This is a genomic window from Leucobacter sp. UCD-THU (assembly GCF_000349545.1).
Classification (GTDB): Bacteria; Actinomycetota; Actinomycetes; order Actinomycetales; family Microbacteriaceae; genus Leucobacter; species Leucobacter muris.
Map to the genome: position 1 here is coordinate 89,811 of NZ_KB714605.1, position 18,712 is coordinate 108,522.

The 18,712-nt window shown below is 72.3% G+C and carries 16 protein-coding genes and 1 pseudogene; 7 read left to right on the top strand and 10 right to left on the bottom strand.

Annotated elements, in window-relative coordinates:
* Positions 1-154: 154 nt before the first annotated feature.
* The 7 genes and pseudogenes from H490_RS32920 to H490_RS29900 form a co-directional block, all read right to left on the bottom strand.
* A pseudogene (locus H490_RS32920) lies at positions 155-634 on the bottom strand (ATP-binding cassette domain-containing protein); the annotation flags it as partial.
* Entirely contained in the window at positions 631-1,497 is an 867-nt protein-coding gene (locus H490_RS0116415; protein WP_017885202.1) for an ABC transporter permease, read from the bottom strand. The gene H490_RS0116415 and the pseudogene H490_RS32920, both read right to left, overlap by 4 nt.
* On the bottom strand, positions 1,494-2,489 hold the full coding sequence (locus tag H490_RS29880; RefSeq protein ID WP_017885203.1) for an ABC transporter permease: 996 nt from the start codon (positions 2,487-2,489) through the stop codon (positions 1,494-1,496). Before H490_RS29880 ends, H490_RS0116415 begins: the two co-directional genes overlap by 4 nt.
* Complete coding sequence (locus tag H490_RS29885) at positions 2,477-3,796, bottom strand: amidohydrolase (protein ID WP_017885204.1); 1,320 nt, start codon at positions 3,794-3,796, stop codon at positions 2,477-2,479. The genes H490_RS29880 and H490_RS29885 overlap by 13 nt, the downstream gene beginning before the upstream one ends.
* Positions 3,793-4,719 carry an aldo/keto reductase gene (locus tag H490_RS29890; protein ID WP_017885205.1) on the bottom strand — a complete coding sequence of 309 codons (927 nt, stop codon included), beginning with the start codon at positions 4,717-4,719 and terminating at the stop codon, positions 3,793-3,795. The genes H490_RS29885 and H490_RS29890 overlap by 4 nt, the downstream gene beginning before the upstream one ends.
* A 282-nt stretch (positions 4,720-5,001) precedes the next feature.
* A complete protein-coding gene (locus tag H490_RS29895) occupies positions 5,002-5,700 on the bottom strand; it encodes a uracil-DNA glycosylase (protein ID WP_017885206.1) in 699 nt (232 codons plus the stop codon).
* Between the two features lie 5 nt (positions 5,701-5,705).
* Positions 5,706-6,479, bottom strand: a complete 774-nt coding sequence (locus tag H490_RS29900) for an SDR family oxidoreductase (protein ID WP_031290316.1) — start codon at positions 6,477-6,479, stop codon at positions 5,706-5,708.
* A gap of 219 nt (positions 6,480-6,698) precedes the next feature.
* On the opposite strand from H490_RS29900, the gene H490_RS29905 reads away from it, so the two are divergent.
* Positions 6,699-8,021 (top strand): bifunctional o-acetylhomoserine/o-acetylserine sulfhydrylase, encoded by a 1,323-nt coding sequence (locus tag H490_RS29905; RefSeq protein ID WP_017885208.1) that lies wholly within the window; start codon positions 6,699-6,701, stop codon positions 8,019-8,021.
* A gap of 185 nt (positions 8,022-8,206) precedes the next feature.
* Here the strand turns inward: H490_RS29905 and H490_RS29910 are convergent, their stop codons facing one another.
* Positions 8,207-9,064, bottom strand: a complete 858-nt coding sequence (locus H490_RS29910) for an EamA family transporter (protein WP_017885209.1) — start codon at positions 9,062-9,064, stop codon at positions 8,207-8,209.
* Positions 9,065-9,254: 190 nt separating this feature from the next.
* Between H490_RS29910 and metX the strand changes: the two genes are divergently transcribed.
* From metX to H490_RS29940, 6 genes are all read left to right on the top strand, one after another.
* On the top strand, positions 9,255-10,460 hold the full coding sequence (gene metX, locus H490_RS29915) for a homoserine O-acetyltransferase MetX (RefSeq protein ID WP_017885210.1): 1,206 nt from the start codon (positions 9,255-9,257) through the stop codon (positions 10,458-10,460).
* A gap of 174 nt (positions 10,461-10,634) precedes the next feature.
* Positions 10,635-11,690 (top strand): hypothetical protein, encoded by a 1,056-nt coding sequence (locus H490_RS29920; RefSeq protein WP_017885211.1) that lies wholly within the window; start codon positions 10,635-10,637, stop codon positions 11,688-11,690.
* 2 nt (positions 11,691-11,692) lie between these two features.
* Entirely contained in the window at positions 11,693-13,165 is a 1,473-nt protein-coding gene (locus H490_RS29925; RefSeq protein WP_152424347.1) for a hypothetical protein, read from the top strand.
* A complete protein-coding gene (locus tag H490_RS29930; RefSeq protein WP_017885213.1) occupies positions 13,162-14,022 on the top strand; it encodes an ABC transporter ATP-binding protein in 861 nt (286 codons plus the stop codon). The genes H490_RS29925 and H490_RS29930 overlap by 4 nt, the downstream gene beginning before the upstream one ends.
* Positions 14,019-15,266 carry an ABC transporter permease gene (locus tag H490_RS29935; RefSeq protein ID WP_017885214.1) on the top strand — a complete coding sequence of 416 codons (1,248 nt, stop codon included), beginning with the start codon at positions 14,019-14,021 and terminating at the stop codon, positions 15,264-15,266. The genes H490_RS29930 and H490_RS29935 overlap by 4 nt, the downstream gene beginning before the upstream one ends.
* Positions 15,267-15,359: 93 nt before the next feature.
* Positions 15,360-15,980 (top strand): hypothetical protein, encoded by a 621-nt coding sequence (locus H490_RS29940; RefSeq protein WP_017885215.1) that lies wholly within the window; start codon positions 15,360-15,362, stop codon positions 15,978-15,980.
* Between the two features lie 139 nt (positions 15,981-16,119).
* On the opposite strand, the gene H490_RS29945 is transcribed toward H490_RS29940, so the two are convergent.
* On the bottom strand, positions 16,120-17,166 hold the full coding sequence (locus tag H490_RS29945; RefSeq protein WP_031290320.1) for a hemolysin family protein: 1,047 nt from the start codon (positions 17,164-17,166) through the stop codon (positions 16,120-16,122).
* On the bottom strand, positions 17,163-18,500 hold the full coding sequence (locus tag H490_RS29950) for a hemolysin family protein (protein WP_017885217.1): 1,338 nt from the start codon (positions 18,498-18,500) through the stop codon (positions 17,163-17,165). Before H490_RS29950 ends, H490_RS29945 begins: the two co-directional genes overlap by 4 nt.
* Between the last annotated feature and the right edge of the window lie 212 nt (positions 18,501-18,712).

The following is an 18,712-nucleotide window of genomic DNA, read 5'->3' on the forward strand; positions in this document are numbered from 1 at the left end:
CGAGGTCGTGGCTCACGAGGATGAGGCCGGTGCCCTGGGCCCGCAACCCCGCGAGGAGCTCGAGCACCTGGGCCTGCACGGCCACGTCGAGCGCCGTGGTCGGCTCGTCGGCGATCAGCACTCCGGGGCCGGCCGCCACCGCGCTCGCGATGAGCGCCCGCTGGCGCAGGCCGCCCGAGAGCTCGTGCGGGTACTGCCTCGCCCGCACGGGCGCCTCCGGCACCCCCGCGCGTTCGAGCAGCTCGATCGCGCGGGAGACGCGGCCCGAGCGGCCGAGCCTGCGGTGGGCTCGCAGCGGTTCGGCGACCTGCGCCCCGACGCGGGCGAGCGGGTCGAGCGAAACGAGCGCGTCCTGCAGCACGAGGCCGACCTCGGCTCCGCGCACCTCCCGCCACTCCCGCGGAGTGAGCGCGAGCAGGTCGCGGTCGCGGAGGCGGAGCGCTGCGGCCTCGACGGTGGAGCCCCGGCCGACGAGACCGAGCAGGCTGCGCACCGTCACCGACTTCCCCGATCCCGACTCGCCCACCAGCGCGACGCACTGGCCCGGATAGAGACGGAAGCCGACCCCGCTGACGGCGGTGAGCGCGCCGAAGCGCACCGAGAGGTCTTCGACATGAACGAGCGGCGTCGTCATAGTGAACTCCGTTTCGCGATGAACCGCTGCTGCGACCAGCGGCCGACGACGGTGATCGAGACCACCGTCACGGTGATGAACAGGCCCGGCCAGATCGCCGTCCAGGGGGCGATGCTGAGGTACTGCCTGGCCTCCGAGAGCATGAGCCCCCACTCGGGCGTGGGCGGCACCGCGCCGAGGCCGAGGAAGCTGAGGGACGCGCCGAAGATGATGCTGACTCCCACGCCGAGCACCGCGTGCACCAGCACGGGGCCGAGACTGTTGGGCACGACGTGGCGCAGGATCAGGCGAGCCGGGCTGAGACCCAGACCGACCCCGGCGCGCACGAAGCCCGACTCCCGGATGCGCAGCACCTCGCCGCGCACGAGTCGCGCCGATCCCGGGATGCGGCCCAGGCCGACCGCCCAGATCAGGCTCCACTCCCCCGGGCCCAGCACCGTGATGGTGACGAGCGCCACGAGCACGTCGGGGAACGCGAGCAGCACGTCGAGGAAGCGGGTGATGGCGCGATCCCACACCCCTCTCGCGTAACCCGCGAGCACCCCGAGCACGACGCCCCCGACGAGGCCGATGAGCGTCGCACCGAGGCCGAGCAGGATCGAGTACCTCGCGCCGTGCACCAGCCGCGAGAACTGGTCGCGGCCCAGCTGGTCGGTGCCGAGCCAGTGCTCGGCGCTCGGGCCGGCGAACGAGTCGCGGGGGTCGCTCGCGATGGGATCCTGACCGGTGAACAGGCCGGGCGCCAGCGCGGCCACCACCAGCAGAGCGAAGACGGCGAGCGCGAGCAGCACCCCCGGGGGCGGGAGCTCGCGGCGGCGAGCGCGGGATCCGGTCGGAGTCGCACGCAGGGCTTCGAGCGTCATCGCTCCTCCTTCAGGCGCGGATCGATCAGCGGGAGCAGCAGATCGACCACGGTGTTGATGACGATGAAGACGAGCGCGGCGAAGATCACGAACCCGAGCACGACCGGCACGTCGCGATTCTGCAGCGCCATCACGATCACCCGGCCGATGCCGGGCCTCGCGAAGAGCGTCTCGATGATCACGGTGCCGGTGAGCAGCGAGCCGAAGATGATGCTGCTCAGGGTGAGGGCCGGTACGCTCGCGTGCCGCAGCAGGTGCCTCGAGCGCAGCCCGGCCTCGCCCACCCCGCGGGCGCGGATCGTGGTGACGAACGGCTCGTGCAGCTGATGCTCCACGCGTTCGCGCAGGATCTGGGTGATGACGCCCACGAGCGGCACCGCGAGCGTGATGACGGGCAGCACGAGCGCCACCGGCGACTCGTTGCCGAAGGCCGGCACCCAGCGCAGTCCGAAGGAGAAGATCGTCATCAGCACGATCCCCAGCCAGAAGGACGGCACCGACACCGCCACGATCTCGAGCGCCTGCGCCACGAAGCGCACGGCGGGGCGCTGCCCGCTGGTCAGCAGCGCGATGGCCGCCGAGAGCACCACGGCGAGCAGCATGGCGGCCACCGTGAGCTCGACCGTCGCTCCCAGCTCGCCGAACAGCACCTCTGAGACGGGGGCCCCGCGGTGGTAGCTGGTGCCGAGGTCGCCCTGCACCACGCCCAGCAGGTAGGCGAAGTACTGCACGATCACCGGCTGATCGAGCCCGTAGTGGGCGGCGATCGCCGCTCGCATCTCGGGCGTCGCGTCCTGCACGCCCGAGAGCAGCACGTCGAGCGGGTCGCCCGGGATGAGGCGCAGCGCGAGGAACGCGACGGTCGCCGCCAGCCACACGACGAGCACGAGATCGAGCACGCTGCGCAGCAGCACGCGCAACCATCTCGGGGCGGCGATGCGCGGCACCCGGGCGGTGCGCGCGGCGACGGCCGAGGCGGTCACCGCTCCCACCGCCTGCGTCCGCCGCGCTGCTCGAACTCGGCGAGCGCGGCCTCGCGCAGCTCGGCGTCGACGAGGTAGTCGGCTGCGAGCCCCGCGAGGGCGGAGGCGCCGTCGACGAGCGCGTCGAAGGCGGCCGGTTCGACCGTGCTCGCCGCGAAAGCGGCGTTGTGCGGCAGCACGTCGGGCGCGCCGCCGAGGCCGAGAGCCGGGTGGATCGCCGGGATCAGCCAGCTCACGTTGCCCATGTCGGTCGATGGGCCGCCCTGGGTGGCCCGGGCGGGTGTGAGCGGCACCGTGCGCCCCCGCTGCTCGAGGTGGCGCGCCCAGTGCTTGACGAGTGCGACGTTCTGCTTGAGCGGCAGGTAGGGCGGTTCGAAGTCGGCGTCGATCTCGACGGTCGTGCCGGTGGCGAGAGCCGCGGCCTCGAGGATGTCGATCACGCGTTCGGTGAGCACCTTGAGCGTCTCGATCTCGGTCGAGCGGATGAGGAACTCGGCCTCCGTGAGCTCGGGCACCACGTTGGCGGCCGCACCGCCGTTCGTGATGATCCCGTGGATGCGGTCGATCGGGAGGATGTGCTGCCGCAGCTGCGCGATCGACTGGTAGGCGGTGACCACGGCGTCGAGCGCGTTGAGGCCGAGATACGGGCTGAGCGCCGCGTGGCCGGCGCGGCCGCGATAGCGCACCCGGATGCGCCGCACCCCGCTCGTGCCCGAGCCGTAGACGGGAGAGACCTGGTCTCCCACGGAGGGGTGCACCATGCCGGCCGCGTCCACGTCGTCGAAGCCGCCGGCGCGGATCACGTGCTCCTTGCCGCCGCCGCCCTCCTCGGCCGGCGTGCCGATGATGCTGAGGCGGCCGCCGATGCGGGCGATCTCGGGGGCGAGACCGATGAACGCGCCCGCCGCGATGCCCGCGATGATGTTGTGCCCGCAGGCGTGCCCGATGCCGGGCAGCGCGTCGTACTCGGCCACGATGGCGAAGTGCGGCCCGTCGGTGCCGACCGTGGCCCGGAAGGCGGTGTCGAGCCCGAACGCGCCCACCTCGGCCTCGTAGCCGTGGCGCGCCAGCAGCTCGGCGATGCGGGCCACGCTGCGGTGCTCCTCGAAGCCGATCTCGGGATCGTCGTGCAGCTCGATCGCGAGTCGTTCGAGGTCGCCCCGCACGGACTCGATGCGCTGCGTCGCGCGTGCCGCGGTGTCGCGGTCCGCGCCGGCGAACGGGGTGCCTGCGACGATCTCGTCGGAGCCCGCCCGCTGCGCCGATGCTCCGTATGCCGTGTAGACCTCGAGGGGGTCGGTGCCGGTGCGGCTCATCGCTCCTCCTCCGGGAATCGGGGGTCGAAGGGCACTCCGCCCAGCACCCGCTCCACCGCCTGCGATATCTCAGCCACCAGGCAGCCGTCGAGCTCGACTCCGGCCGCGACGAGGTTCTGCACCAGGTGCCCGATCGACCTCGAGCCGGCGACGGCGAGCGAGTGGGGCTGCGTGGTGAAGATCCAGGCCAGGCTGAGTTGGTGCGGGGTGAGGTCGATGCGCTCGCCGATCGACCTGAACTCGGCGAAGAGCCGCTCCTTGTCCTCGGCGCGCAGGCCGCGGCCCACGAGCGGCCAGTAGGCGACGAACGGGATCCCGAGCTCGCGAGCCCGCGACGCCACCGCCGTGTTGCGGCGGGCGACGGGGTTGTAGAGGCTCTGCACGGCCGCGAGACCGGGCTCGACGGCGATCACCTGTTCGAGCTGCGCGGCGGTGGGCTCGCTGACGCCGATGGCGCCGACGTCGCCCCGGTCCCGCGCCTCCTGCAGGGCGCCGAGCTGATCGGCGAGCGGGTAGTCGGGGTCGATCCGGTGCAGGTAGAGCAGATCGATCCGGTCTCGCTGCAGGCGCTGCAGGCTGAGGCGGATCTGCTGCCGCAGGTAGTCGGGCCGGCCGAGCACGCCCCACGCGTCGGGGGCGGGGCGCAGCATGCCGACCTTGGTGGCGACGAGCACGTCGTCGCGGTTGCCGAGCGCCTCGCCGATCAGCTGCTCGCTGATTCCGGGGCCGAGCGCGTCGGCGGTGTCGATGTAGTCGTAGCCCGCGTCGACCGCGGCGAGGAGGAGGTTGCGGGCCGAGGCCGGATCCTGCGGGGCTCCCCAGCCGTCTCCCGCCGTGAGCCTGGCCGCACCGAACCCCACCCGGGTGACCGATGCTCCGGCGAGCCGGGTCTCCCCGGCGGCCGTCAGTGTTCGTGCCGTCATGTTCATCCTTACGCTGTGCTCGCGGCGATCCCGATTCCGATCCGGGATCCCCATCTAGAAGCTCAGCGTATGGGTCACATAAGCGGATGCACAGTAATGTTACGACGCCCCTTCATACCGCGTAGCACGGCGTCATCGAACGCAGCACGGCGTAACACTCGCCGCGGACGCACGGAAAAGCGCTATGGCGGCGCCGACCACCCGAGAGCGGACCGCCCCACGAACGGGCGCGCCGCCGCGCCGGCCGACCGCCCCTGCGCCTCGAGGCCGGGGCGGAGCCCGTCACCCGGCCTCGGCGAGCCGCCAGTCGACGGGGTCGGCGCCCTGGCCGACCAGCGCGTCGTTCGCACGGCTGAACGGGCGCGACCCGAAGAAGCCGCGCGAGGCCGAGAGCGGCGACGGGTGCGGGCTCTCGATGCGCGGCACCGCCCCCAGCATCGGCGCGAGCGACCGGGCGTCATTGCCCCAGAGGATCGCGACGAGGGGCCCGCCGCGGGCCGCGAGCGCGCGGATCGCGTGCTCGGTGAAGGTCTCCCAGCCCTTGCCGCGGTGCGACGCGGGCGCACCCGTGCGCACCGTCAGCACTCGGTTGAGCAGCATGACGCCGTGATCGGCCCAGGACGTGAGATCGCCGTGCGCCGCCGGCGGCACGCCCAGGTCGTCGTGCAGTTCGCGGTAGATGTTCTGCAGACTGCGCGGGATCGGGCGCACATCGGGAGCGGTGGCGAAGGAGAGGCCGATGGGATGACCCGGCGTCGGATAGGGATCCTGCCCCACGATCAGCACCCGCACGTCGGCGAGCGGCCGCTGGAAGGCCGCGAGGATGCGATCGCCCGCGGGAAGCACCCGCTGCCCGGCAGCCCGCTCGGCGTTCAGGAACCTGCCGAGCTCGGCGAGACGGTCGCCCATCGGCTGGAGCGCGGCGGCCCAGTCGGCCGCGATGTGCCCGTTCTCCGCGAGCTCGTCGAGTGTCATCGCCATCGCGCTCACTCCGCCCTCGGCACCAGCGGGCCGCGGTGGGTGTGGAACACGCTCGACTGCGCGACGGGGCGCACCACGATCAGGTCCTGGTTGACGTGCGGGGGCTGCTCGAACGCGCCCACGAGCACGCGCGCGACGTCGTCGGCCTGCAGAGGGATCACGTCGGCGTAGGGTCTCGCCGCCTCCGCGGCGTCGCCGCGCAGCCGGTTGAGCGTGAACTCCTCGGTGTGCACGAGGCCCGGCGCGAGCTCCATCACCCGGATCGGCTCGCCCGCCAGTTCGAGCCGCAGCACGCCCGTGACGGCGTGCGCCGCGTACTTGGCGGCGTTGTATCCGCCGCCGCCCGGATAGGCGTCGTGCCCCGCGGTCGAGGTGAGGTTGAGGATCGAGGCCCACCCCGTCCGTCGCGCGCCCACGCGCAGCACGGGCAGCAGTGCCGCCGTGACCGAGCGCAGGCCGATCACGTTCACCTCGAACATGCGGCGCCAGTCGTCGTTCGACGCGTGCTCCACCGATTCGACGCCCAGGGCGCCTCCCGCGTTGTTCACGAGACCCGTCGCGCCGCCCGTCGCGGTCACCTCCGCCGCGAGCCGCGTCACCTGCTCCTCGTCGGTCACGTCGCAGACGACGGCGTGCGCACCGGTCTCCTCTGCGAGCGCGCGCAGCCGATCCTCGCGGCGGGCCACGGCGACGGTCTGCCAGCCGAGCTCGGCGAACCGCCGCACGGTCGCCGCACCGATCCCGGAACTCGCGCCCGTCACCACCACTCGTCTCAGCATCGCCGCTCCCTCCGCGCTCCGCCCCCATCCTATGTTCCTCCCGGATCCCGTGCCGGGACCCGCCGGAGCGGCGGCCCGAGGGCGCGCAACGTTACGCATCGTGTCTCGTTCCGTTGCCGTTCACAGGCTCGCTTCGTAGTCTCGACACCGTCGCCGTTCCGAGCGATCCCCGTCACCGCCGTACAGACCACCGCCGTACACACTCACCGAGGAGTATCCATGACCGACCAGACCTGGGGTTTCGAGACCAAGCAGATCCATGCGGGCCAGCAGCTCGACGAGACCGGCGCCCGCGCGCTGCCGATCCACCAGACCACGTCCTTCGTGTTCGAGAACACCGACCAGGCGGCGAACCGCTTCGCGCTCGCCGAGCTCGGCCCGATCTACACCCGCATCACGAACCCCACGCAGGCCGTCGCCGAGGAGCGCATCGCCGCGCTCGAGGGCGGCACCGCCGCCCTGCTGCTCGCGAGCGGTCAGGCCGCCTCGACCTTCGCGGTGCTGAACATCGCGAACGCCGGCGACCACATCGTCTCGTCGAGCTCCATCTACGGCGGCACCTACAACCTGTTCAAGTACTCGCTCGCGAAGCTCGGCATCGAAGTCACCTTCGTCGAGGACCAGGACGATCCGGCGGCGTGGCAGCGGGCCGTGCGCCCCAACACCAAGCTGTTCTTCGCCGAGTCGATCGCGAACCCCCGCTCGGCGATCCTCGACATCCGCGCCGTCTCCGACGTGGCGCACGAGAACGGTCTGCCGCTCATCATCGACAACACCGTCGCGAGCCCCTACCTCGTGCGGCCCTTCGAGCACGGCGCCGACATCGTGCTGCACTCGGCCACGAAGTTCCTGGGCGGCCACGGCACCACCCTCGGCGGCGTGATCGTCGACGGCGGCACCTTCCCCTGGTCGCAGCACACCGACCGCTTCCCGGGCCTCACCGAGCCCGACCCCTCCTACAACGGCGTCAGCTACACGGGCGCCGTGGGCGACGCGATCGCCTACATCATCAAGGCGCGCGTGCAGCTGCTGCGCGACCTCGGCTCGGCCATCGCGCCGCACAGCGCCTGGCTGCTGCTGCAGGGCATCGAGACGCTGTCGCTGCGCATCGAGCGCCACGTGCAGAACGCGCAGGAGGTCGCCGAGTGGCTCGACGGCCACGACGACGTCGCCACCGTCTACTACTCGGGGCTGCCCTCGAGCCCCTGGTACGCGCTCGCCAACGAGTACGCCCCGAAGGGCGTCGGCGCCGTGCTCTCGTTCGAGCTGAAGGGCGGCGTCGAGGCCGGCAAGGCGTTCGTGAACAGCCTCGAGCTGTTCAGCCACGTCGCCAACATCGGCGATGTGCGCAGCCTCGTGATCCACCCGGCCTCGACCACGCACTCGCAGCTCACCCCCGAGCAGCAGCTCACGGCCGGCGTCACCCCCGGCCTCGTGCGCCTGTCGGTGGGCCTCGAGAACATCGTCGACATCAAGGCCGACCTCGAGCAGGGCTTCGCCGCGGCGCGCCGCATCGTCGCCGAGGCGAACGCGCAGGCGTAGCGCGCGCGTCGCGAGCGGGGCCCGGGCTTCGGCCCGGGCCCCGCTCCGTCGTTCAGGCCGTACGGCGAGAGGTCGCCACGACCCCCGCGCTCGCGCACACGACGAGCAGGATCGCGAGCAGCTGCNCGTGCTGCCCAAAACGAGTTCGAAAAGCCCGGGCTTCGGCCCGGGCCCCGCTCCGTCGTTCAGGCCGTACGGCGAGAGGTCGCCACGACCCCCGCGCTCGCGCACACGACGAGCAGGATCGCGAGCAGCTGCCGCGCGTCGAGCTGCTGGTGCAGCACAGCGAAGCCCGCGAGCGCCGCGACCGCGGGGCCGAGGCTCGACAGCACCCCGAACACGCGAGCCGTCATGCGCTTCAGCGCCAGGAACTCCAAGCCGTAGGCGACGACGCTCGTCATGAGGGCGAGGATCGCGAAGGCCCCGAGCAGGGCCGGGTCCTGCCGCACGGCCACGGCGGCATCCACGGCACCGAAGGGCACGACCACGAGCGCCGCCACCGCCACCGCCGCGACGAGGCCGTCGATGCCGCGCACGCGCGAGCTCAGGCGCGCGGAAGCCAGGATGTAGAGCGCCCAGAACGCCGCCGCGACCGCGGCGAAGAGCGCGCCGCGCAGGGTCACCGCGCCGGTGTCGTCGAGACCGAGCAGCAGGATGCCGCCCACGGCCAGCCCCACCCAGGCGGCGTCCACCGGCCGGCGGATGCCCGCCGCGGCGACCGCGAGCGGTCCCATGAGTTCGATGGTGACGGCGAGGCCGAGCGGGATCTCGTCGATCGACAGGTAGATGAACACGTTCATGCCGGCCATGCCGATCCCGAGCAGCGCCACGCCCAGCCACGTGCGCGCGCCCCACGCCCGCACCCGGGGCCGTACGATCACGACGAGGATCAGCGCGGCGAAGCCCAGCCGCAGCGCGGCGGCGCCGAGCGGGCCCACCTGGGCGAACAGCGACCCGACGAAGGCGTTGCCGAACTGCACGCTGAAGATCGCGGCGATCGCGAGCAGGCTCGACGGCATGCGGCGGGACGGGGCGGCGGTCACCTCAGCACCCTATCGCCGGTCCCATGCTTCTTCTCTCGCTGCCATCGGTATGGGATCTGCCGAAGGTATGGCGCCAGCGCCGGAATCGGGCATGTCTTCGGCAGATCCCATATCGACGGCAGGTCACCCGCAGCCCTTCCACCCGTAACATTCGCCCGCGCTGCGCCGGGCCGGGGCAGAATGGACAGTTATGGACTGGCAGACGCCCGAGGACTCGTTCCCCACCGACTTCATCACGGACGCCCAGCTGCGGGCGCTGATGGGGCGTCCGCCGATCTCGGGGGGCTGGCGCGACGGCGATCCGGTGGGCGACCGCCGGTTCGCGAGTATCGGGGCGCTCGCCACCGAGGCGGGCGCCGAGATCCCGAACGTGCGCATCGCCTACGAGACCTTCGGCGAGCTGAACGAGCAGCGCGACAACGCGATCCTGGTGTTCCACGCGCTCACGGGCGACAGCCACCTCGTCGGGCCCGCGGGGCCCGGCCACCCGACCGACGGCTGGTGGAGCGAGATAGTCGGCCCCGGCCGCCCGCTCGACACGAGCCGCTACTGCGTCATCGCGCCCAACGTGCTGGGCGGGTGCCAGGGCTCGACCGGGCCCGGTTCGCTCGACCCGTCGGGGGGCGAGTGGGGCGGGCGCTTCCCCTACCTCACGATCCGGGATCAGGTGGCCGCCGCCGCCCGCTTCGCCGACGAGATCGGCATCGACCGCTTCGCCGCCGTGATCGGTGGCTCGATGGGCGGCATGCACGCGCTCGAGTGGGGCATCTCGCACCAGGAGCGCACCGAGCGGCTCGCGGTGATCGCCGCACCCCCGGTCACGACCGCGGACCAGATCGGCCTGAACCTCGTGCAGCTCGAGGCGATCCGCTCCGACCCCTTCTACCGCGGGGGCAACTACTACGACGCCCCCGACGGGGTGGGGCCGCACCACGGGCTCGCGACGGCCCGCCGCCTCGCCCTGCTGAACTACCGCAGTCACACCGAGCTCGACGACCGCTTCGGCCGCTCCTGGCAGTCGGCGGTCAGCCCGCTCGGCGGCGGCGGACGATTCGCCGTCGAGAGCTACCTCGACTTCCACGGCAACAAGTTCACGCGCCGCTTCGACGCGGGCAGCTACGTCACGCTCGTGCAGGCCATGAACTCGCACGACGTGGGCCGCGGGCGCGGCGGGGTGCGGGCGGCGCTCTCGACGCTGCAGCTGCCCACGCTCGTGCTCGGTATCCCGAGCGACCGGCTCTTCACGCTCGAGGGGCAGGACGAGATCGCCCGCCACACCCCCGGCAGCCTCGACGGGGATCGCGCCACGCGCATCGACTCTCCGTTCGGTCACGATGCGTTCCTCATCGAGTTCGAGCGGGTGGGCGAGCACCTGCGGCGTCTGCTCGAGGTGTGATCGCCCCCACCGCCCCTCGAGCCCGTCACGGACGGCGGACCCCCCTCCGCGACTTCATCAACACTTGTGCGATACGCTGGCGGCAACCACTCCGAACTTGTACTACACAATCGGCACAAGTTCGGTGAGCCTGAGAGCGGGACGCCCGTCCCTCGAACCCAGAATGAGGTGCCGATGTCGTCACGTACCGTCTCCGCCAGAGCCGCGCTCCCCGCGATCCTCGCCGCCTCGCTGCTGACGCTCGTCGCCTGCAGCGGGAGCGGCGGCGGGAAGAACGCCTCCGACGATGAAGGCCCGCTCTCCGAGTACCTCTCGTCGCTCTCCAGCGCCGAGACCGAGTCCGAGGAGTTCTACGAGCGCATCAACGCGAAGCGCGAGGAGCTCGTCGCCGAGTGCATGGCCGGCGAGGGCTTCGACTACCAGCCGAACTCCCAAAACGGCGGCACGTCGACACTGGGCGACGACGGGATCGAGTGGGGCAGCCTCGAGTTCGCCGAGCAGTACGGCTACGGCATCGTCGACTGGCCCGGCCTCGCCGAGATGGAGCAGCAGTCCGAGGAGTACGTCGACCCCAACCAGGGATACGTCGAGTCGCTCAGCGAATCCGAGCAGCAGGCCTACTACGAGGCGCTCTCCGGCCCGCAGCCCAGCGAAGAGGACATGGCCGCCATGGAGGACGGCGCCTACGAGTGGGACTGGACCCAGAGCGGCTGCTACGGTGCGGCCGACCACGAGGTGCAGGACGAGTACGGCTCGGCGATGGCCGCCTACGAGGACCCGGAGTTCGCGGAGCTCTTCGAGAGCATGAACGCGGTGTGGAGCGAACTCTACAACTACGACGACCCGGGTGCGCCGAGCCCCAACGACGACGTGGCGAAACTCGACCGCGAGTGGTCGGAGTGCATGGCCGACGCCGGCTACACCGACCTCGTGAGCCCGCAGACCGCGATGGACGGCCTCAACGAGGAGTGGAACACCCTCCAGACCCCGCCCGAGGGCACGGGCGACGACCTCGCGGGCTGGAGCGGGCCGAGCGACCGGCAGAAGTCGGAGTTCCAGCAGCGCGAGATCGAGATGGCGGTCACCGACTGGAAGTGCAAGGACGGCATCGACTACGAGCAGCAGGTGCGCACAGTGCAGTTCGACCTCGAGCAGCGCTTCGTCGACGAGCACCGGGCCGAGCTCGACGCGCTGATCGCCAAGCACGGCGCCGACCAGAAGAAGTCGTAGGCATGGCGCTGCCTGGGCGCCGGAGGCGCGCGGGCTCGGAAGGCGGGCCCGCTGACGGGGTTCGGGATCCCGAGCCCGATACCGAGGCCCCGGCGACCGCCGAGGAGCGGCGACCGGGCTGGTCGGGCACGCGGCTCGTGGCCCTGATCGCCGCGGTCGCCGTCGTGTCGCTGCTGATCGGCGTCGCGGTCATGCAGTTCATCGTGTCGCCCGCCGAGCTCGCGGCTCGCACCGCCGCCCCCGAACCCGGGCCCGTCACCGCGCCGATCGAGCAGCGGACGATCGAGAACACGATCGTCTCCCGGGGCGAGATCACCTACGCCGACGCGGTCGAGGCCTCCGTCGACACCGCCGGGGCCAGCGACCGGCCCGTGGTGACCGGCCACGTGCCGGAGGTCGGCGCCGTTCTGCAACCCGGCAGCATCGCCCTCGAACTCGCCGGCCGCCCGGTCGTGGTGCTCTCCGGCGATCTGCCGGCGTACCGCTCGCTGGCGGTGGGCATGCGCGGCCCCGACGTCGTGCAGCTGAAGGTCGCACTCGCGGGCATGGGGTACTGGGTCGGCGACACCGCCTCCGACGTCTTCGACTACGACACCGCGGTCGCGCTCGGCGTGCTCTACGAGCAGATCGGCTACGCGCCCGCCGCCGGCGGGCCCGAGGCCCAGCAGATGCTGCGCGACGCCGAGCGCGGCGTGCGCGACGCCGGCACGGGGCTCGCGCAGGCCAGAGCCGCGCTGAGCCAGGCCGTCGACGCGGGGGCGACCAACGTGATCGGCGAGCAGGCCGCGGTGAACGCCGCCTCCGATCAGCTCTCGGACGCGCAACAGCTGCTCGCCGAGGCCCAGGAGGGCGTACTCCCCACGCTCCCGTCGAGCGAGGCGCTCTTCCTCGCCGACCTGCCCCGCCGCGTCGACGCGGTCTCGGTCAAACGGGGCGACATCCTCTCCGGGTCGCCCATGAGCGTCTCGGGCGCCACCCTCACGATCGTGGGCTCGGTGTCGCAGCAGGACGCCGAACTCATCACCGAGGGCCTCACCGCGTTCTTCCCCGCACCCGACGGCACCGAGCTGACCGCCACCGTGCAGCGCGTCACCGCACCCCAGACGCGCTCGACCGAGGGCGCGGCGGAGAACAGCGCGGATCAGAGCTCGGGCGGCGCGGCCCGCTACACCGTCGAGCTGAGCCCGGGCGAGCTCTCCCCCGAGCAGATCGAGGCACTGCGGGGCACGAACGTGCGCCTGCGCATCCCCATCGCCTCGACCGACGGCGAGGTGCTCGCCGTGCCGATCGCCGCGCTCTCGGCCGGATCGGCGGGCGAGGAACGCGTCGAACTGCTCATCGATCCGAAGAGCGGACCCGACGCCGAGACCGAGAACATCGCCGTGCGGGCGGGGCTCGCAGCCGACGGCTACGTCGAGATCGCCTCCGACGATCCGCGCATCGAGGCGGGGGTCAAGGTCGTGGTGGGGCGATGAGCGACCTCGACGCCCTCATCGCGGGCGCACGGCCCGCCGCCCGCCCGCAACCCGCGAGCGACCGAGAGGTCGTGCGCCGCGCGCGGGCCCGCGCGCAGGCCCACCGCCGGGCCGAGCGCGCCGCGCTCTCGGACTCCGCCGCCGGCGTCGGCCCCGTCGCGGCGGTCGGCGATCCCGAGCACCCCGGCCCCATCATCGAACTCGCCGACGTCACCCGGTTCTTCCCCGGCCCGCCGCCCGTCAACGCACTGCGCGGAATCGACCTCACCGTCGCACGCGGCGACTATCTCGCGATCGTCGGGCCCTCGGGATCGGGCAAGTCGACCATGCTCAACACGCTCGGCCTGCTCGACCGCCCGAGCACCGGCCGGTTCCTCTTCGAGGGCGTCGACGTCTCGGAGCTCGACGACGACGAGCGGGCCGCGCTGCGCGCCCGCGCCATCGGCTTCGTGTTCCAGTCGTTCCACCTGCTGCCCACCCGCAGCGTGCTCGATAACGTCATGCTCGCGGGCACGTACGCGGGCCTGCCGCGCGAGCAGCGCGAGCCCCTAGCGCGCAGCGCCCTCGAACGGGTGGGGCTCTCCCACCGCGTCGACTTCTCCCCCGGCACGCTGTCCGGCGGCGAGCGCCAGCGGGTCGCCATCGCCCGCGCGGTGTGCACGTCGCCCCGGCTGCTGCTCGCCGACGAGCCCACCGGCAACCTCGATCGCGCCAACTCGCGCGCCGTCATGCGCCTCTTCGACGAGCTCGGCGCCGAGGGCCTCACGATCGTCATGATCACGCACGACGAGGCGGTCGCGGCGTCGGCGCGGCGCCGGGTGCGGATGCACGACGGCGAGCTCTCGGAGATCGCGTGAGGATCCGGCGCGAGCGCCGGCCGCGGCGCGCGATCCCGGGCATCTCCCCGCGGGATCTGATCCGCGAGTCCCTCGAGGGCGCGGGAGCGCGCCCCTCGCGGCTGCTCATCACGCTCGTGGGCACCGTGCTCGGGATCGCCTCGCTCGTCGCCACGATCGGCTTCGCGCAGACCGCGGCCGGTCAGATCGCGCAGCAGTTCGACGCGCTGGCCGCGACGCGCGTGACCATCGAGCCGGGCACGAGCAGCGGGCCCGGCGGCAAGGAGCGCGCCACCGCTCGGCTGCCCTGGGACTCGGTGGAGCGGGTGCGCGACCTCGTCGGGGTCGAGCACGCGGCGCTCTACGCGAAGGCGACGGGCTCCCCGAGCGTCGACGCCGTCGAGGTGCAGGATCCTTCCGCCGCCGCGAAGGCGCCGCCACCCGTCGTCGGCGCCTCGCCGGAGCTGCTCGACGTCGTCGAGGGCGGAATCGGCACGGGCCGCTTCTTCGACTCCGGCCACGAGCAGCGTCGCGACCGGGTGGTCGTGCTCGGGTCGGGGGCGGCCGAGCAGCTCGGCGTGAACCGGGTCACCGGGCAGCCGGCGATCTTCGTCGACGGCCGCGCCTACACGGTCATCGGCATCCTGAGCGAGGTCGGCACGCGCAGCGCGCTGCTCGACTCGGTGATCATGCCGATCGGCACGGCGCGGGCAGAGCTCGGGCTGGCCGCGGCCGAGAGCCTCGACATCCGCATCGCCGTGGGCGCGGGGTCGGTCGTCGCGCACCAGGCGCCGATCGCGCTGAACCCGAACGACCCGCAGGTCTTCAAGGTGTCGGCGCCGCCCGACGGCAGCGCGCTGCGATCGGGGGTCGAGGCCGACGTCAACGTGCTGTTCCTCGCGATCGGCGTCGTGGCGCTGCTCGGCGGCGGCATCGGGATCGCGAGCGTCACCCTGCTGTCGGTGTCGGAGCGGCGGGGCGAGATCGGCCTGCGCCGGGCGCTCGGCGCGCGCACCCGCGACATCGCCGCGCAGTTCATGCTCGAGTCGTTCACCATCGGCGTGCTGGGAGGCCTCATCGGCGTGGTCGTGGGGCTCTTCGGGGTGATCGGGGTGTGCCTCGTGCAGCAGTGGACGCCCGTGCTCGCCGTGTGGGCGGCCCCGGTCGGAGTGCTGGTCGGCGCGCTCGTGGGACTGCTCGCGGGCACCTATCCGGCGCTCAAGGCGGCGCGCATCGAGCCCGTCGACGCGCTGCGCGACGCCTAGGATCGAGCCGACCGTCGGCCAGCCGCGGCGCGCCGCCCCGGCCCCCGAGCCCCCTCCCATCGGCCTCCCACTTTCGACGCGTAGTCTCACCGGGTGTCGAACGAACGCGAGAGGAGCCAGGCCACCGTGACCACCGTGCCGTCGCGCCGATCCGCGCGCACCGTTCGTGTGGTGGCGACCGTCTCGGCGGCGCTGCCGCTCTGCCTCACCGCCTGCGCCCCGGTCTCGTCGGCTGCGCACCAGGCGATCGAGCTGCGCACCACCGCGGAGTCCGACCTGCTCGAGGTGTCGACCGAGCGCGTCTACGAGGTGACCGAGACCCGGCTGCTCACCGAGACCGGGGGCGACACCCTCTCCGCGCTGATCGGCAGCACATTGTCGACGAGCGGCTACATCGTGCTGCTCGACGGGGTGATCACCGAGGCGAGGCTCGACGTGAGCGCGGTGGGGCTGCCCGACGCGGCCTTCGAGCTCACCGAGCCGACGGCGCTGCGGGGCGACCTGAGCGAGAGCGCCACGGTCAGCGTGGTCGGCACCCTCTCGGCGCAGGGCATCGTGCGCCCCGACACGACCCTGCGCGTGACGCCCACCGAGCTCACCGACGACGCCGCCGAGTTCGACGTGCGTCTCAGCGTGCCCGACAATCCACTGCTGGCCGGCGACTGGTTCCTCGCCGACGAGCTCGCCGCGCACCTCGTCTTCGCCGCGCACTGAGCGACGCAGCTCTCGCACCCCGGAGCCCCGGGATGCCTCAGAGCCCCGGGAGCCCCGGGATGCCTCGGGCTCGCGACACCGGGCGCCCGTCGACGGGCCTCCGGGGCGAGCCCGGCCCCGAGGCCCGTGGGTCGACGCCCTAGTCGAAGCGTCGGCGGCGGGTCGCGTCGTGCACCTCGCCCACGAGCTCTTCGATCACGTCCTCGAGGAAGACGACGCCGAGGTCGGCGCCGTCGCCGTCGTAGATGCGGGCGAGGTGGATGCCGCGGGCCTGCATGCGCGCGAGCACGTCCTCCAGCTCGGTGCCGGCGTGGATCGAGATCATCGCGCGGATCCGCTTGCCCGGAATCGGCTCGGCGATCCGCTCCTCCCCGAGGCGCACCAGATCCTTGATGTGCACGTAGCCCGCGAGCCCCCCGTCGGCGTCGGCGATCGGGTAGCGCGAGAAGCCGTGGCGCGCGACCGCGGCGTCGACGTCGAGCGGCGTGGCCCCGGCGGGCAGCACGACCAGCCGTTCGAGCGGCACGAGCAGATCGTCGGCCCGCTTCTCGGTGAACTCGAACGCCGCGGTGAGGGTGCCGCTGCGATCCTCGAGCAGCCCCTCGCGCGTCGACTGGCTCACGATGCTCGCGACCTCCTCGAGCGTGTAGGTGCTGTTGGTCTCGGACTTCGGCTCGACGCCGAACATGCGCAGCACGCCGTTGGCGATGGCGTTGAGGGCGGCGATGACGTGCTTCAGCACCCGCGACACCGCGACGAGCGGGGGCGCGAGCAGCAGCACCGCCTGATCGGGCAGCGAGAACGCCGCGTTCTTCGGCACCATCTCGCCGAGCACGACGTGCAGGTACGAGACGAGCAGCAGCGTGATGACGAACGCCGCGATCGAGACGGCCTCGACGGGCAGGCCCGTCCACGCGAGCGGCCCCTCGAGGAGGTGGTGGATCGCGGGTTCGGAGACGTTCAGGATCAGCAGCGAGCACACGGTGATGCCCAGCTGGCTCGTGGCGAGCATGAGCGTCGCGTGCTCCATGGCGTAGAGCGCGGTCTTCGCGCGCTTCGAGCCGGCTTCAGCTCTCGGCTCGATCTGCGAGCGGCGCGCCGAGATCACGGCGAACTCGGCGCCCACGAAGAAGGCATTGGCGGCGAGCAGCACGACCAGCCAGACGATTCCCATCCAGTCGCTCATGCGCGGTCCTCCGCTCGGTCGTCGGCGTCGGTGGCGGGCACCGGCGGGCTCGTGTAGCGCACGCGCGCGATGCGGCGACCGTCCATCCGCTCGACCCGCAACGTGCCGCCGTCGGGCAGCGACACCTCGTCGCCCGGGTCGGGGATGCGCCCGAGCTCGCGCAGCACGTAACCGGCCACGGTGTCGTAGGCGTCGTCGTCGGGGATGTCGACGCCGGTCTGGTCGCGCACCTCGTCCGGGCGCAGGTCGGCCGGGAAGGTCATCTGCTCGGCTGTGCCCACCACGCCGGCGGCGGCGCGGTCGTGCTCGTCGGCGACCTCGCCGACGATCTCCTCGACCAGATCTTCGAGGGTCACGATGCCGGCGGTGCCGCCGTACTCGTCGACGACGATGCCGAGCTGGAAGCCCGAGGAGCGCAGCTCCTCGAGCAGGTGATCGAGGTGCATGGTCTCGGGCACGCGCACCACGTCTTCCGCGAGCGCGGCCACCGGCACCTCGCCCCGCTTGCCGCGGGGCACCGCGACCGCCTGCTTGACGTGCACGACGCCGACGACGTCGTCGCGATCCTCGTCGATGACGGGGAAGCGCGAGTAGCCGCTGCGCCCGGAGAGCTCGAGCACGGCCTGGGCCGGCTCGAGCCGCTGCACGCTCTCGACCCTGAGTCTCGGCGTCATCACGTCGGCCGCGGTGAGCTCGGAGAAGCGCAGCGTGCGGTCGAGCAGCGTGGCGGTGTCGGCCTCGAGCAGTCCCGCGCTCGCGGAGTGGCGCACGAGCGATGAGAGCTCCTCGGCCGATCGCGCGCCCGACAGCTCCTCCTTGGGCTCGATGCCGATCGAGCGCAGGATGCCGTTCGCGCTGCCGTTCAGCGCCATGACCGCGGGCTTGAAGGTGGTGGTGAACGCCGCCTGGGCCGGCATCACGACCTTCGCCGTCGCGAGCGGTTTCGCGAGCGCGAAGTTCTTCGGCACGAGCTCACCGACGATCATCGAGAACACCGTCGCGAGGGCGACCGCGACGGGCGCGCTGATGGCGCGCCGCAGCCCCTCCGGCACGCCGAGCGCGCCCAGGGGGGCGTCGAGGAAGCCGCTGATCGCCGGCTCGAGCGTGTAGCCGGCGAGCAGCGTGGTGAGCGTGATGCCCAGCTGCGCGCTCGACAGGTGCGTCGAGGTGCGGGTGAGACCGCGGATCACGCGGTCGAGGCCGCGCTGCCCGCCGGCCCGGCGCCGCTCGAGGTCGTGGCGGTCGAGGGCGACGAGGGAGAACTCGGCGGCGACGAAGATGCCCGTGCCGACGGTGAGGAGAATACCGATGAGCAGCAGGAGCCAGTCGTTCACCGGCCGCTCCTCGGAGGTGCGGGGTGCCGCGCTTCAGCGCGGCCGATACTCGGGGGGTCTGACGGTCTTCGAGAGTCTGCGTCCATAGCCCTACCGATCCTAGCAGTCGGGGGTGGGGGTTCTTCCTGAGAGTCATCCCCCATCGTGCTTTCGAAAGGCGTAGGCTTGTTTACCGGACACCGGCTACGGAGCCGGTCCCGGCTACGAGTTGC